The organism is Kordiimonas sediminis, from assembly GCF_014656395.1.
GTDB lineage: Bacteria > Pseudomonadota > Alphaproteobacteria > Sphingomonadales > Kordiimonadaceae > Kordiimonas_A > Kordiimonas_A sediminis.
On record NZ_BNCI01000001.1, the window covers coordinates 997,713 to 1,013,796 of the forward strand.

At 49.4% G+C, this 16,084-nt stretch carries 15 protein-coding genes; 3 read left to right on the top strand and 12 right to left on the bottom strand.

Annotation, left to right across the window (positions count from 1 at the left end; all coding sequences use genetic code 11):
• Positions 1–238: 238 nt before the first annotated feature.
• Together IE181_RS04500 and IE181_RS04505 are read right to left on the bottom strand one after the other, a co-directional pair.
• Positions 239–1,606, bottom strand: a complete 1,368-nt coding sequence (locus tag IE181_RS04500) for an MFS transporter (RefSeq protein WP_191250342.1) — start codon at positions 1,604–1,606, stop codon at positions 239–241.
• Positions 1,603–1,839, bottom strand: coding sequence for a hypothetical protein (locus IE181_RS04505; RefSeq protein WP_191250343.1), 237 nt, complete (start codon positions 1,837–1,839; stop codon positions 1,603–1,605). Before IE181_RS04505 ends, IE181_RS04500 begins: the two co-directional genes overlap by 4 nt.
• 243 nt (positions 1,840–2,082) lie before the next feature.
• Here IE181_RS04505 and kynU point away from each other — a divergent pair, with 243 nt between their 5' ends.
• From kynU to IE181_RS04520, 3 genes are all read left to right on the top strand, one after another.
• Complete coding sequence (kynU, locus tag IE181_RS04510; protein ID WP_191250344.1) at positions 2,083–3,324, top strand: kynureninase; 1,242 nt, start codon at positions 2,083–2,085, stop codon at positions 3,322–3,324.
• Positions 3,325–3,450: 126 nt separating this feature from the next.
• Positions 3,451–4,752 (top strand): serine hydrolase domain-containing protein, encoded by a 1,302-nt coding sequence (locus tag IE181_RS04515; protein WP_191250345.1) that lies wholly within the window; start codon positions 3,451–3,453, stop codon positions 4,750–4,752.
• Between the two features lie 319 nt (positions 4,753–5,071).
• Positions 5,072–5,734 carry a PEPxxWA-CTERM sorting domain-containing protein gene (locus IE181_RS04520; protein ID WP_191250346.1) on the top strand — a complete coding sequence of 221 codons (663 nt, stop codon included), beginning with the start codon at positions 5,072–5,074 and terminating at the stop codon, positions 5,732–5,734.
• Between the two features lie 265 nt (positions 5,735–5,999).
• Here the strand turns inward: IE181_RS04520 and IE181_RS04525 are convergent, their stop codons facing one another.
• From IE181_RS04525 to pabB, 10 genes are all read right to left on the bottom strand, one after another.
• Positions 6,000–6,602, bottom strand: a complete 603-nt coding sequence (locus IE181_RS04525; protein ID WP_191250347.1) for an energy transducer TonB — start codon at positions 6,600–6,602, stop codon at positions 6,000–6,002.
• Positions 6,603–7,226: 624 nt separating this feature from the next.
• Positions 7,227–8,603, bottom strand: coding sequence for an RNPP family C-terminal domain-containing protein (locus IE181_RS04530; RefSeq protein ID WP_191250348.1), 1,377 nt, complete (start codon positions 8,601–8,603; stop codon positions 7,227–7,229).
• 19 nt (positions 8,604–8,622) lie between these two features.
• Positions 8,623–9,234, bottom strand: coding sequence for an energy transducer TonB (locus IE181_RS04535; RefSeq protein WP_191250349.1), 612 nt, complete (start codon positions 9,232–9,234; stop codon positions 8,623–8,625).
• The gene (locus tag IE181_RS04540; protein WP_191250350.1) at positions 9,234–9,632 is read right to left on the bottom strand and encodes an ExbD/TolR family protein; all 399 of its coding nucleotides are present in this window, start codon (positions 9,630–9,632) and stop codon (positions 9,234–9,236) included. Before IE181_RS04540 ends, IE181_RS04535 begins: the two co-directional genes overlap by 1 nt.
• 108 nt (positions 9,633–9,740) lie before the next feature.
• A complete protein-coding gene (locus IE181_RS04545; protein WP_191250351.1) occupies positions 9,741–10,157 on the bottom strand; it encodes an ExbD/TolR family protein in 417 nt (138 codons plus the stop codon).
• Between the two features lie 25 nt (positions 10,158–10,182).
• Positions 10,183–10,710, bottom strand: coding sequence for a MotA/TolQ/ExbB proton channel family protein (locus tag IE181_RS04550; protein WP_191250352.1), 528 nt, complete (start codon positions 10,708–10,710; stop codon positions 10,183–10,185).
• Complete coding sequence (locus IE181_RS04555; protein ID WP_191250353.1) at positions 10,710–12,056, bottom strand: MotA/TolQ/ExbB proton channel family protein; 1,347 nt, start codon at positions 12,054–12,056, stop codon at positions 10,710–10,712. Before IE181_RS04555 ends, IE181_RS04550 begins: the two co-directional genes overlap by 1 nt.
• 21 nt (positions 12,057–12,077) lie before the next feature.
• Positions 12,078–12,851 (bottom strand): DUF3450 domain-containing protein, encoded by a 774-nt coding sequence (locus IE181_RS04560; RefSeq protein WP_191250354.1) that lies wholly within the window; start codon positions 12,849–12,851, stop codon positions 12,078–12,080.
• 860 nt (positions 12,852–13,711) lie between these two features.
• Complete coding sequence (locus tag IE181_RS04565; RefSeq protein WP_191250355.1) at positions 13,712–13,909, bottom strand: hypothetical protein; 198 nt, start codon at positions 13,907–13,909, stop codon at positions 13,712–13,714.
• A 149-nt stretch (positions 13,910–14,058) separates the two neighbouring features.
• Positions 14,059–16,026, bottom strand: a complete 1,968-nt coding sequence (pabB, locus tag IE181_RS04570) for an aminodeoxychorismate synthase component I (protein WP_191250356.1) — start codon at positions 16,024–16,026, stop codon at positions 14,059–14,061.
• Positions 16,027–16,084 lie beyond the last annotated feature (58 nt).

Sequence of the window (16,084 nt, forward strand, 5' to 3'; positions counted from 1 at the left end):
AATTACAAGGATGCTCACGATTATTGCATCAGTGGTCTCACCCGTATTCCCGGTCCGTACTTTGCCACTATATGATTGTGGTGCCAAGGAAAATCGGAAGTATCAGGTACGGATTTGGGGCACAGCTCGCCGGTGGCATCGTCCGCTTGGGTCCGAAGGCAGTCTGGCTGTACAACGGATACAAGACAGTAGTGCTGCGTAGGTTATCTGCTGACGGTTATACCGCCTGTCTGGTGTATTACTGGTTGGGGCTACTATTTGCTTCTGCGTTCTGCTCGCTGAGGTCTTGCCCCGGATGCATACTGTTCAGCTGTTTGATCACACGGCTGATCAACAGGAATAGGGCGACCATGAGCAGGGCACCGCCGTAGTAGGGTGCGTGGACAGAAATCTGCGAAAATGCAAGCCCGGTCAAGGCAGCACCGGTGGCACGCCCCAGCATGCTGGCAGATCCAAATAGGCCCATTACAAGACCGCGCTGGGATGCATCTGCCCGCATGGAAACGAGACTTTGTGACGATGTCAGGATTAACGCGGCACTGGCAGACTGCACACACATTGCAGCAACAACACCGTAAAAGTTGCTACTAGTCCCTGCGTACACAAGAAGGAACATCGCAATAAAAAAGATAAACGATCCTGCCCGCAACAGGGTTGCCTCCCCAAAACGGCGGGTCAGTGGCCCGATAAGGCCGCCCTGTACAATCACCAGTGACATGCCTGCGGCAACCAACAACAGACGCAGGTCTTTCGGCCCTGCGGCTACATCGACTGCCTCGGCCCAGATAGGTAGAATGGTTTCGATCAACCCTGCGGAGATGCCGTACAGCAAACCACCGAAAACCAGCGTCAGGATGATCGGACGGCGTGACAGTATGCGCACGGCTTCCAGCCGACTGATACGGTCTTCCTGACGGGCTGCCTGCTTTTGCTCGCTAGTGAGACTTTCCGGCAATAAAAACAGAATACTAAGAAAAGACAGACCGGACAGAACAGCCGATGTCAGCGCAATGTTGGTCATGCTGATAGTGTTGAAACTATCACCGCCGAGTGTTGCGCCGATCAGGGGTCCAACGATAAAGCCAAGCCCAAATGCGGCCCCCAGCATACCCATGCCGCGTGCACGATTCTCAGGGGTGGTTATGTCGGTGATATAGGCCTGGGCTGCGGCGATATTCCCGGCCATGATGCCGCTGATTAGACGGGACAGGGCTACCATCCAGATGCTGGTCGAGAAGGCCAGAAGGATATAGCCGCCAATCGCCCCCGCCATGGACAGCATCAAAACAGGCCGTCTGCCGTATTCGTCGCTGATACGTCCCAGTATCGGGGTCGAAATCAGCATGCCAATGGCATATAGCGAAATGGTTAGCGTACCGATTTCAGCCCCGCCGCCCAGATTACGGGCATAGGTTGGTAGAACGGGGATCATGATCCCAAAGCCAATCAGATCAACCAAGACTATTAGGAAAATCAGAATGAGCGACCGTTTTGAGTTTTGGCCAGAGTCTTTGCCAGAGTCGTTGCCAGAACCTTTGCCAGCGCCGCTTTCAGGGTCCTGATCTATCATGTTTGGCGATTCTGTTGCAGAGGGTAGTGGTGTCATGAAACTGCTTTCACAAAAGACAGACAGGAAGCAGGACGGATGCTATCTGCATAGTTGGCATGCATGTCATGCAGGGCGGTTTTAACAAAGCCTGCAGTCCACCACATGTTGGTCAGTGGTTGCATGGTCTGGGTTACCATTCGGGCATCTACCTGAACCCGCCGATTGTCCGGCGTTAGCGTACTCAGCGCGGGGGATGACCCCACTGTCGGTGCAGTTATGTTAAAATCCATACAGTGTGACTTACCATCTCATGGGCCTATCTTGATGCTACTTCTACACTGCGGATGGCGATATTTTCAAGGGGACGATGTGCGTACGGTGCATTAATAATCAGATTGGATGCTTTTGATTTGAACAGACGGGCTGGCGGGATGATAGAATGTTGGTCATATCCGCAAGACATGATAAAGCGAAGTCAAGTGAGAGATCATGCCTGCCAGTTGGGCTGAAACAATAAAGGGACAGAGTATATTATGACTATCCTAACCCGTGATGACTGTTTGAAAATGGATGCAGTGGACCCGCTAAAAACCTATCGGGATGCATTCGCGTTACCAGACGGCCTGATTTACCTTGATGGTAATTCTCTGGGCCCGCAGCCAAAAGCGGCAGCGGATCTGGCAGCTGATCTGGTGAAGCGGCAGTGGGGGCAGGATCTGATCAAAAGCTGGAACACGGCTGGCTGGTTTGAACTGCCATATAAGCTGGGTGACAAGCTCGGTCGGCTGTTGGGGGCAAACCCTGGCGAGATGATTGTCACAGATTCTACAGGTATCAATATTTACAAAGTTCTTTCCCTTGCTCTGGGACTGAATCCGGATCGGAAAACCATCTTGATGGAGAATGATAATTTTCCAACCGATGTCTATATGGCGGAAGGGCTGCTTGGTCAGCTAGGGGATGAGTATGACCTGAAGCTGGTAGCCGGGGATGACATTCTTGATGCCCTGACGGATGATGTTGCCGTTGTGATGGTAACCGAGGTGAATTATAAAACCGGACGGTTGCTTGATATGAAAGCAATTGCCGATAAAGCCCATGCGGTGGGAGCGCTTGCCGCCTTTGATCTGTGTCACAGTGCCGGTGCCGTGCCCGTTGACCTGAATGCGGCCGGGGCAGATCTGGCTGTTGGCTGTAGTTATAAGTATCTGAATGGCGGGCCGGGTGCGCCTGCATTTATCTTTGTCGCTGAACGGCACCAGAATAAAGCACAACAACCTTTGTCAGGGTGGTGGGGGCATAAAGCTCCTTTTGAGTTCGAGACCAGATACCGTGCGGGCGAGGGCATCAGTCAGATGGCCAGTGGTACGCAGCCGATTTTAAGTCTGGCGATGGTGGATTGTGGTCTGTCGCTTTTTCTGGATGTTGATATGGCGCAGGTCCGCCAAAAGTCTGTAAAGCTGTGTGACATGTTCATCGAGCTGGTGGAATCCCGCTGCGGAGCTTGGGGGTTTGAGTTGAATACACCGCGTGATGCGGTCAAGCGGGGTAGTCAGGTTTCCTTCAATCATTCCGATGGCTACGCCATTGTGAAGGCCTTGATCGCAAAGGATGTGATCGGTGACTTCCGCGCCCCGCAAAATATGCGGTTTGGTTTTGCACCGCTTTATGTGCGGTATGTGGACGTCTGGGACGCGGTTGACCGTTTGGCGGATATTATGGAAAGCGGTGAATGGCAGAAAGAAATCTACCATGCCCGTGACGCGGTTACATAAAGTACCGCGGCCCAGAAAGGTGTGAAGACGCTGAATGGCCCTGCCTGTAGTTGGCAGGGCCTTCTTTTTAGCTGTTGAGCATTCGGTCATTTCTCCTTTATGGTTTTTATGAAGGGGAGACCGAACATGCATGACCAGAAATTTTGCAAACTATTCAGAACATTCAGCATAGCAGCGCTGGCGATCTTGAGCGCGTCAGTTGCAGCCATTCATACACCTGCCATGGCGGCAGAAGATGCCGTGACACCGGCTGCATCGGTTGGGTTTCCGCCCCATAAACTGGATGCTGTTCGTACCCATTTTCAGGGATATGTGGATTCCGGAAAGTTGGCAGGTTTGACCACGTTGATTTCCAAGGATGGACAGATCGTCCATTTCGACACATACGGTAAGCAGAATCTGGAAACTGGCGACGCCATGCAGTTAGATACCATATTCCGGATCTATTCGATGACGAAACCGGTCACAGGTGTTGCCCTGATGCAGTTATGGGAGCAGGGGCATTTTAAACTGGATGACCCTGTCTATAAATATATACCAGCCTTTAAAGACACACCGGTTTTCACAGGGCTAGCTGAGGACGGGACGATGCAGACAGAGCCGCAGGCACGTCCGATGACCATCCTTGATTTGATGCGCCATACATCCGGTATGACTTACGGCGCCTTTGGTAATACGCCGGTTGATCAGGCATACCGCAAGGCAGAAGTCCTGACCGAGGATATAAACCTCCAGCAATTTGTAGACAGGGTTGCCGCCATTCCGCTGCTGGCACAACCGGGGGAGAAATGGATCTATTCTGTTTCTGTTGATGTACAGGGGTATCTGGTGGAGCTCTTCTCGGGCATGACGCTCGATCAGTATTTTGAGGAAAAGATATTCAAGCCCCTGGGGATGAAGGATACCGGCTTTTATGTCCCAGAGGAGAAAACGGACCGGTTTGTAGAGATATATACCTATGATGACGCGGGGGCGTTAATCCCTGCGGACGGGCCGGACTTTACCCGGAATTTTGCATTCAAGTCCGGGGGTGGCGGACTTGTGTCCACGACGCGCGATTACTGGAAGTTTTCCCAGATGCTGTTGAACAAGGGTACGCTTGGGACTGCTACAGTTCTAAAGCCAGAGACGATTGATCTGATGGTGCAAAATCATTTGCCTGCTCATATCAAGGGAATAGCAGGTCAGGATAAGCTGGGGTTCGGGCTTAATTTTTCTGTTTTGCAGAATAGTCCGGAAGGTAGCAGTCGCGGATCAAATGGTATGTTTGCCTGGGGCGGCATGGCGAACACTGTGTTTTGGGTCGACCCCAAAGAGCAGCTGATCGCCCTTTTTATGACCAACGTGCTGCCATCACAGGTTTTCCCCTTTAGAGAAGAGCTTCAACGTCTGATTTATCCTCTTCGGGATGACAGCGCTGGCCAATGATTCGAATGACGGAACAGCTGGAAATGGGCTTTTTGTTTCAATTTGAAACATAAGTAGGTTAACGCATAAATTGACGAAAAATAAGAAAAGCTATATAAAACAATAAGATAAATGGTTAACAAAAAATAAATAGAATTTTAGGGAAATTTTCGTGACACCCAAAATGCCGCCCGGTATCTTGGTTAAGAATACAGAGCTGGCAGGCTTAAGAGACCAAAAACACATGCCAGCCAAGGCAAATTATAAAGATTGCTCGAGGGAGTTCCCTCAGTGATTGGTGTTCAGGCCTAATTGCTACAATTGACCTGAGGAGGTTAGGATGAAAAAATTATTAGCGACTGCTGTATTGGCGCTTGGCTTTGCGATGCCGTCAAATGCTGCAATCACAATTACGGAAATAAATCCGTCTGAAACCCAGACTGATATCAATTATTTCACTTGGAACAATTTCAAAGGTGACTTTGCGGCGCAGGGCGTTGACCTGTTCTTCGGTGGTGCATCATTTGATTTCACTATGGACGGTACACTGACTTTTGAGTTTGTAGGCGCTGAAAGCGGCTGGAATAACTCTTTTGGTGTAACTGGTACATCTACTTACCAGGAAACTGGCGGTACAACTGGCCTTAATCTGCCAGGCCTGTTCCTTGGTACACAGAATGTAACTGTCGGCGGCGGTGAAGCGTCTGCTTGGTGGTTCCAGAACGACCAGGGCGCTGGCCCGGTAGGTACTGGTAATGCACAGTTTGGTGTTTTCTTCGATTCGTCAAATTACAATGCAACATCTGGTGCATACGAAGTGAATGAAGTGTATTTTGCCTTCGACGATAACGGCGCAAATAATGACGATGATTATGACGACATGGTTATTCGTGCGACCTTTACGTCTGCGATCCCTGAGCCTGCAACATGGTTGATGATGATCATGGGCTTCGGCATGATTGGCATGGCTACACGCCGCCGTCGTAAGCTGGCTCTGTCCTAAGGATATATAGGGCGCGTAACGTACCTGTTGCGCACAGATATCGGAAAGGCTGCACAGTTTGTGCGGCCTTTTTTGTTTTGAGGATTATGCTGTGACCTGTGGGTACGGTATCGTAGCTTAGATACCCATGCTCATCACTTGCATTATTATTGCCGTGTGATGTTGTGGGTGGGGCCATACATAACCCGATGAATGCGGAAACTCTCGCACTATCAAATGCTACATATGACCCCTGGGCAGCTGGGAAGCTGATTAGTACGTATGATTAATCATTCAGGGTGTAAACCATACGAAATCTGACATCTTTCACGCCGTAGGCAGTGCCGTCTACGACACGAGGTTTATACCGGAACTTCGCAACGGCCTTCAGCGTTGCTCTGTCAAATACAGTACCGGGTTCGCTTTCAATGATCCTGACATTATCGACCATGCCGTGCTCGGTAACGTCAAACTCGGCCACGGCCCATCCCTCAATGCCTCTGTCACGTGCACTTACCGGATAAGTTGGGTTCACGCGAACCAGTGGGACCATCTCTCCGTCCATGGAAGCTGGATTAAAGACATCATCATTGTGTCTTGGTGCCTTTGGCGCTGGGGTCGGGGTATAGTCTGGGATGCCGTCAGGTATGACGGGATCATTAACATCTGGTACTTTTGGTCGTGGCTCGGGTGGTGCGGGTTTTATTACTCTGTCAATCTTTCGTGGTTTAACTGGCGGTTCTTCATAAAACACATTCTCGAATACAAAAAGCTCTGCTTCTTGAAGCTCAAGCTCATCTGCAGCTACCATGCCTTGCATTACATACGCTAAGCCAAAAGTTGCTGCTGTTGCGGCGACGGGTACAGAACTAATTTTCAGATATTTCATTCCTTCCTCCTCCTCTATGAGGTTATAGAGTAACACAATTTATGAAATAACATAACAAAAAAGAAATATTAAACTGCGACATGGATAATTGCTTGAGAGGAGGGGATAAAACAAACGTTCTGGAATGGATGACCATCCGGACACACCGTGTCTTGTCAGGGTAATGCGATCACACCGTGAAGACAGACCAATGGTTACTTGCCCGGCGCGGGAAGGGGGCGGCAGCATGTATCTCAGGCAGTCATTCCACTTAGAGCGTCTGGCGGGTGCATGAAAAGTGGCGTCTCTGGCACTGACGTGGATATTAACAAGGTGATTGATCTGATTTTAAGGACCGTCAAGGCATGAGGTATGGCGAAGACCTGTAGGCGGTATTAAATCGTAGCACACGTTTTCTAGCACGCTTTAAACCACGCAGGAGGCTAGTTTCAACTTACGAATCTTGTGTCACATACCGTGTCAGATGTGCATCACACGACCGCTGTATCGTCGTAGCACAGAATAATCCATGCGGACTGTCTTCTGATGATAGTATTCGGTGCGGACTTGTTACCTTCCGACATGAAAAAGGGCGGCACTGATGCCACCCTTTTGTCGATTAGAAACTAAAAACTAGCTAGATGCCTAGTCATCACCAGTGAGCATATCCTCACGGGCTTTTTCAGCTTTCATATAGTTCGTCCACTGTGTGATCGCACGGCGCTCACGGTCAGAGGTCGCACTTTTACGAGCACTTGCAAATGCTTTTTTAGCATCGTCAAAGTTCTTCATTTCTGTGTGCGCAGTACCAATCTGCATATAGGAATTGAAGATCTTTTCCTTTGTTTTCTCGTCTTTTTCCTTATTGCCAGTCAGCTCTTTACTGAGAAGCTCAATAGATCTCTCAAAAGCTGCGATAGCATCGGCATGACGATCAAGCTGCATGTTAACCTGAGCAATCTGGAACCAAAGATCGCCGTCCTGGTCACCAGCCGCAGCTTTTTTCAGCGGATCAACAGCGCGTTCATACTCGTTAGCCATCATGTAAGCCTGGCCAAGAGTTTTATAGTTCTTGGCAGACTTCTCAACGCGCTCTTCCTTGAAAGCTTTCTCAAGTACCCAAGTCGCTTTGATAGGTGCCTGACGGGCAATCAAGATTTGAGCAAGGTTTACCAGCTGAATTTCTTTATCGTCGAGGAAGCCCTGTTTGTAAGCTGCTTCCGTGATAGAGAAAGACGTCTGTTCCTGTCCCAGTTCACCGTAAACACCAGCAAGCTGTGTCCAGTAAAGTGGCTTTGGCCAGTTGATCAGAAGGACTTCGAGAACATCACGAACTTTGTCAAATTCATTCAGTTCCCAGTGTGAAGACATGGCAAGCTGGTACCAGCTTTCCTTGACTTCAATTGTATCCACTGATTCAGCATCGCTGATCGCACGGTAGACATAGTCAAGTGCTTTACGGAAGTCACTGCGGACATAATGAAGCTGACCAATGAACATCAACTGCGTGATGCCAACGATTTCAGCACGTGGCTCCCACTGGTTAACATAGTCGAGAGCCTTATCGTAGTTTTCAGTGGTGAAATACAGCTGGGCCAGACCAAAGATGATCTGCAGTTCGAGTGCCTCTGGAATTGATTCAGAGAAGGTCAGAATCTTTTCGTAAGCGGTAATCGTGCCATTAGGGTCATCCTGCTCGTAGGCAAGCATCGCCTTGATCTGCCATGCGACAGCACGTTCATAGTCGTTGATCTTGGTAGAGCTTAGAACGTCATCAAGGCCTTCTTTTGCTTCTGCATAATTCTTTGCTTCAAGCGCTTCCTGAGCAACCTGAATCTTCTTATGCACACCTTGGCTCATCGCGGGAACTTTACGTGTATTCCGCTTTGGCTTGGCATCTTCAGAGCTCTGCGCAAATGCAGCTTCAGAACCGAAGAATGGTGTTGCCTCAGGCAGGGCAGCAGCTGCAATCGCAAAAGCAGCTACGGCCATTGGCAGGTTATTTATGAGTTTCATTTTCATGCTACTTTCTCCTGCCCCCTTAGTCAGCCAGGTCAAAGGTAAAGCGATATTTCACGCCTGTCACAGGGACACCTTTACCGTTGATAACTTTTGGTTTGTACTTGAACTTCTCAGCCGCTTTTCTTGCTGCGCGCTCGAAGTAGCCTTTAGGCTCGGCTTCGATAATGATGATAGACTCAGGTGGTACTGTGCCATCTTCATTCACTGTCAGTTCAACGATTACATAGCCTTCTACACCGCGCTCCTGTGCCCGTCTTGGGTACTGTGGCTGAACACGAACCAGCGGCAGATAGTCACCATCCTGGCTTGGGCCCAGATCAATACCACCCATATCGACACCAGAGTTCACGTTGGCACGTGATACGCTAAGGTTCATGGCGTTAGGGTCGGCGATTTCCACGTCAGGTGTATCAAGTTCTGGCGGAGGAGCTTCCACTTCCGGTGGCTTCTCTACCTTACGCTCCATACGCTGTGGCGGTTGATCCTGAATGTCCTGGACCACGTCAACAAATCTAAACTGTTTAGGCTCTGCGAGGCTTACGTCCTCGAAAGTCACCAGTTGTTGCATGACCATGAACAAACCGAATGTTACGCCAGCTGCGGCTGCTATTGCTGCAATAAAACGAGTCATTACTTATTCTCCGTAGCAAAGGCGATTTTTTCAACACCAGCATTTCTGATGGCGTCATACACTTTAAGTACCAAACCTGATTTGGACTCAACGTCCGCCTGTATCGCAACTGACCCTTTCGGGTTTTCTGCGTGCAGTTTTTCTACGGTCGTCCGAAGTTCTGACAGTTCAACTTCATTCCGGTTAATCCAGATTTCGTCATTGGGCTGTACAGCAATCAGGATAGATACCTGCCGCTGTGCCAGCGCCGTTTCTGCCTCAGGTTTGGAGACGGTAACACCAGCTTCCTTGACGAAGACCGCAGTAACGATAAAGAAGATCAACATGATAAACACGATGTCGAGCATCGGCGTCATGTTGATATCAGCATCTTCTTCTTGTTGTGCGTGATTACGCATGTACTTTCTCCAAATACCCCTTGAGGTTCACAAGGGGCTATTCTCTCTTGCCCAGGGCTATCGAAAGCCCGTTTTAAGGGCGGGGGTCAGGTTCCCCCGCCACCCCTTTTACTTTCTAGGCGTCCACACGATCTTATCGCGCGGGATCCCGATTGCTTGTGCTTCGTCGTAAATACGCAGTGCCAAGCCAGTGTGGGCTGCTTCGGATGTCTGGATGACAACCGGTGCTTCCGGACGCTCCACACTTTCCTTCTTGATGATTGATGAAACAGCGCTGATATCGATCGTACGGAAGTCGTGACGAATACGGTTGCTGTCATCAATAACAAACGCGATTGCGCGCTTGTCATCTTCAGGTGGTGGTGGAGGAGGACCATTTTGGTCCTCTGGCTTGTTTACATCAATGCCTGACTCACGAACGAAGGAAGCGGTGACGATAAAGAAGATCAGCATGATGAACACGATGTCGAGCATCGGGGTCATGTTTACTTCTGCTTCTTCCTCACCTTTTGAGAATTTTCTCATTGGTTTCTACTCCGTAAGTCTAGACTTAGTGATCCATGGTCAGGCTGTCTTCAAGACGTTCTGACTCACGCTTCGCACGACGTTCAATGTAGGTGCTCAGGAAAATTCCTGAGAGGGCTGCAACCATTCCAGCCATTGTTGGGATGGTTGCCTTGGAAACACCTGCTGCCATTGCACGGGCGTTGGAAGAGCCTTGAGAGCCCATCACGTCGAACACTTCAATCATGCCGGTCACAGTACCCAACAGACCAATCAGGGGGCATAGAGCCACAAGAGTTTTGATCGTTGGAACACCTGCTTCGAGACCGTCAGTGATCTCGGAAATCATGGCAGTACGAATTTTGTGTGCGTACCATGATTTCCTTTCAGCGCGTGCTTCCCATGCATCAATTACACGGTTGCGCTGTTTTTTGTATTCAAGCGTAAAATACCAAAGCCGTTCAATGATAAGCACCCACATTATAAACGTGACCAGGAGGATCATGTAAAGGACGTCGCCGCCCCTTTCCATGAACGTCTGGATCGCGATTAATGCTTCATTGAGTGCTAACATTAGCCGTTCTCTTTCTCAGCGTGAACTGCGATGATACCTGCAGACTGCTCTTCCAGAATGTGGATCACAGACTTGGACATGCCAGCAACAAAGCTGTGCAGAAGCAGAGTTGGGATCGCTACAACAAGACCTTCAACCGTAGTCATCAGGGCTGCAGAAATACCGCCTGCCATCATTGTTGGGTCACCAGTACCGAACAGTGTGATCGCCTGGAATGTTTCGATCATACCAGTCACTGTACCAAGAAGACCGAACAGAGGTGCTACCGCAGAGATCAGCTTGATCAGTGTCAGGAAGCGCTCAAGTGCTGGCGTTTCTTTCAGAATTGCTTCGTCAAGTTTCAGTTCGAGAGTTTCAACGTCAACATTGCGGTTGTTCTCGTAAACAGCCAGAACACGACCCAGTGGGTTGTTAGTGTTAGCCTGCTCGGAGCGGATCTGCTTCTTAACCTTGCCTTTAACAGCAGCGAGGTAAGCAAACTGAACAACTGCCATCAGGACACCAATCGCACCAAGAGCAAGTGTCAGGTAACCAATTGGACCACCCTGGTCGAGACGCTCTTGAATAGTTGGCTTTTCAACTTCGAGGTTCAGAAGCTGACCACGAGTTGGGTCAATTGCAACGCTAGTCAGACCAGAACCATTCTGGAAAGCGTTTACAGTTTCAACGAAACGTGAAGCAGGCTGGCGCGCAACTTCTTCAACTGCACCGTCGTTTTTCAGAACGTAGAACTTGCCTTCGCCCATTACTGCGAAGTCACCGATACGAGTCAGGTTGATGGTGTGGCTGTTACCGTCTGTGCTGCGAACTTCCTGCTGGAAAGTTTTCACTTCACCGGAACCGATCATTTCTTCGATCATAACAGTTGGCCATGCGCGAATTTCGTCGATAGATGGCAGTTCGCTGTCGCTTGAAGATTTAGCAACGAGAACGTTGATACCTTCGCCGCGATTTGGGTCACCAATAGAAACGTGTGATGAAGAAATTACAGAACGTGCATCACCAGCTGCCTGCTGAAGAACACCAAAGAGTTCCTGCAGCTGACCAAGACGGTTGCGCTGTACTTCGAGCTGACGCGTGATTTCTTCTTCGTTTGCACGACGAGTAGTCTCAAGCTCAGCAGAAACGCGCTCAAGACGAGCCTGTTCGCGACGTTCCTGAGCAAGCAGAGACTGCTGCTGGTCTTTACGAGCCTGGAATTCCTGCTCGCGCTGTTTGTGTTCCTGGGTCTCGGTTACGTTACCCTGACGAACTTTGTTAAGCAGTGTATCAAGGTCTGCTTGCTGTGCACTTGCGAAGGTAGAAGCACCTACAACAAGAGCTGCTACTGTGAGAAGCTTTTTCATTGTTAAATGTCTCCTACGTTCTTATTCGGCTGGAGCCGCAATTGGAATGACCACGATGTCCTGCTGAGCCTGACGGCGAGCAATCTTCAGAAGCTGCTTAACAGGTGCATTATATTCCTGACCAAGACGCTCCCAAGCACCGGTTTCAGTGTTCCATGCAGCAGTTTCGTTACCATCCTTAGTCTGGTAGTAGAAACCAACACGGCCCATACGCACGAAGTTTACAGAACGACCATCTTCAAGAGATGCTTCGTATGCGTTGATCGTACGACCATACTGTACTTCTGCTTTATACGCTTCGAGAACCAGACGGAAACGCTCAGGGTCACTTACGTTAGGATCGTCCATAACGTCTTTCAGTGAATCAATGCGATCTTCACGCTCTTCAGTCTGGAACGGAATGTCCTGACTGATGAATTCTGCGAGATTGTCGATCATTTCGAGCATCAAAGGAGTAATCTGACGCTTAATTTCGTCGATCTGACCGATTGAGACTTTAATCTTCTCAATTTCCTCTTCCTGCCTGGAAATCACACGACGCTGCTGAGCGTTGTATGCGCGAAGGCCGGCGTTGGTTTTCAAAACACCCTTGTATTCAACTAATAATTTAGAGGTTTCATTGGCAATGCCATCGATTTTCTGTTGCGATGCTTGCGCGATTTCGTTGGAACGATTCACCTCGTCTACAATAGACTTTAGGCGGGCGTCCTGTGCATTTGCAGCTGAAGCTCCGATCATGATCGTAGCAGCGGCAATTGTAGAGACAGCAATCCGTTTCACTTTAGCCTTATCCATTTTCTGCCCATTTTGGCTTGTAATCTGCCGGTGGTTTCATCGTCAGGACCATCCTGACGGGTCCGCCAACCAGCTGGTTAACCCTGCAAAGGTTCAGCGCCTGGCTGAGTACCTTTACCCTCTCGAACGATGTACGGGTGGCGTTTATGACTGTCAAAAATGACATTACCCCAGTGTCGATACCAGAATAATAAAACTTCCCGTTCCCCGTTCGTGCAGACCACAGGTGATATACACCCCGCCACCTTGTTAGACGAAAACGTCGTCTGGTGATCTATGTGTGTGCCCGGTATAATTAGGTACCTCGTACCGAATTAGACCCGTCGCACTTTCGAGCGCAGTCTGCTTGCGCCATATAATCCAAGAATCTGTTACGATTCCAAGTAAAAATTTCACTTTCTTGCTAGTTTCTTAGCTAAAAAGGATTTTTTATGTCCTTGACATGGTAAAACATGCTTCAAATTAAGATATAACATTACAGTATTATGACTATTTTGGCAAATATTTTGATGATTTTGATTAATTGATTCTGATGTGCTCGCGAACTGAGCGATGAATCATCAAAATATTATATCATTCGTTTAGTTCTCTGATTCAAAATAGGATTTTTTGAGTTCCTCTAAGAAAGTCATTCTGTTCATTTTTACCTTAAATGATGTTGATAAAGTATTTACTTACATTCGTAAAGCGTGAAAATTCACACAAAAGTGTCTGTATAAACAGGAGCTTGTGAAATATAAATCAGTTTGATTTCGTCAGTCGGTGGTGCGGGAATTTAAAAAAATTAGGTGCCGGCCAGCATGGTGATGCCAGATCGTTTACTTCTGGAAAAAAGATTCGGTTGGAATCTTAGACAGATTTTAGCCGCGCCGTTTGCAGTGAATATCTTCAAGGGCAGTCACGACAGAGTACCACTGATTATCCTCACAGATTCGCAGGGCTTTTTTCAGGCCTAAATGATTATAAAGATTCGCCGCAAGAACTCGGGAATGGCGGGAAACCTGCGAATCGCCGACTTTAGCGGGGGTGGTGTTTTCTGGCTCCAGGGCTGATGACATTCTTATATCGCTCTTACTAAGTTACACATCGACGGGACCACGACAGGATAAATGTCACTGATCCCCCAATCGTCAGAACTATACTAGGGATGAACATCTAAAAGACCGGTTAACAAGTGTGGTAAATTTAAGTGAAATATTTTTGTGACTCAGTCAGGAGCGGTGTCAAGAATCACTTCTGTCATCCCGCGAACAGAATTCCCTAGATAGAGGGCGTCTGCTTTTTCCAGGTCACCTACTGTGAGATGTCTTTCCGTATATATATTGGGTGCAGTCCGTAGCAGATTCGCCCGCAAGGTGCCCGGCAGCAGGCCCGCGGATACGGGCGGCGTGACTATCTGGTCCCCAAACCGGGCAAACAGGTTATGAATCGCGCCTTCTGTTACTGCCCCGTTTTCGTTCAGGAAAATCGTATCGGCGAAGCCTTGTGCGGATGCCTTTTTATATTCCCGGTCATACAGATCCCGTCTGGTGGTTTTGTGATACAAAAAACGGTCCCGGCTATCGGTGCGGGTTTTGTTAATATAAACTTTCGCCGGGTGCGCAGATTTTCGCATACTGTTAACAGCAACACTGGTTATGGATACTGCACCGGTGTCGGCCAGTAGAAGACGCAGGCGGTAATAGCCGCCAGTGCTATTATTGTCCGTGCTATTGTTCAGATGCGGCAGGGCACTGGTGTGAGCGTCTAGTGCTGCACGAATGGATGCTGCATCATAGGGAAAGCCAAAATAGGCTGCGCTGGCTTGCAGCCGGTCCATATGCAAATCAAGGAATGTGAGGGCTTCATCGCCGCTATGGTGCGCAGCCGGGTTATATTTCAGTGTTTCTATTAAATGAAAATTCCTGCCTTTTTCCTCCAGAAAGCGGGCTTTCAGGTTACATTCCGCATACTCAGATTCTGCGTCACTGTCGGCGACAATACCGCTGCCAATTGAAATGCGTCCTTGCCCAAAATGGTCCAGAACCACCGTGCGAATCGGTACATTCAGGGTCCAGTCAGGACCAGGTGATTCGCCGCCTGCGGTAAGTTTCGGGGGGCTGAAATGACCAATGGCGCCGCAGTAGATGCCGCGCGGGGTGTCTTCAAGCTCACTAATAATTTCCATGGCGCGTATTTTCGGGGCGCCGGTGACACTGCCGCACGGAAACATGGCTTTGATCACGTCGGACGGTAAAAGGCTTTCCTCCGCATCAGCGGTCACAGTGCTCGTCATCTGGTGCAGGGTAGGGTAGGTCTCTACACTGAACAGGTCGGTTGTAGTAACGCTGCCCGGCCGCGCCATTTTGCTCAGATCATTTCGGATAAGGTCTACAATCATCAGGTTTTCTGCTTTGGACTTTTCGTCGGTCCGCAGAGAAGCCACCGTATCCGCATCGCTTGTTGGGGTGTTACCGCGCGGCGCGGTTCCCTTCATAGGTTTGCACGTTAGCTGATTGCCGCGCCGGGACAGGAATAATTCCGGGGACAGGGATAAAATCTGATACTGCTCGGCCGGATTATCGGCATCCACTGGTCCCGTATCGATGAAGGCCCCGTAAGGCACTGGTTGGGCCGTGCGCAACTGGCCGTAAAGAGCCAGCACATCCCCGGACAGTGTCAGGGGCACGGGATATGTATAGTTTACCTGATAGATATCCCCGGACAGGATATAGTCTTTCAGTTTCCCGATGGCAGAAAGGTATGAATTTTTGTCTGTGTCGGGCGGCCCTGCTTTCAGGGTTGCGCGTCGCTGTGTGCCAATGCTTGCTGCGTCTAGATGTTCTAAGGTGTCATGCGGTGACAGGCGTGCCATATGACGGGTTGCCATCATCCAGATCAGGGGTTCCGGGGCCTTGCCGCAGTAGAGGCGCGCTAGTTTTTCTTCAAAACTTGCAGCCACTTCATAGGAAATCCACCCCGCAACATGCAAACCGTCACTATAGGCAGCATCTATCCGTTTGAGCGCGTCTGGCACTTCATCCAGTGTGTTGGCGGTAATGATATACTCAGGATCATGGAAAAGACGCGATTGCCCCGCCACAGATGACTTTCTGCTGTCATCAAGCAAAACAAAAGGCGGGCGGCGTAAAAGGGGCATCGGCATTGCAAATTCAAGATTGATCCATGGGTCCATGTGCTGCTAGGCAACGTGCTGGACATTGTCTGCAGTATACTTTTATCTTGCATCATCG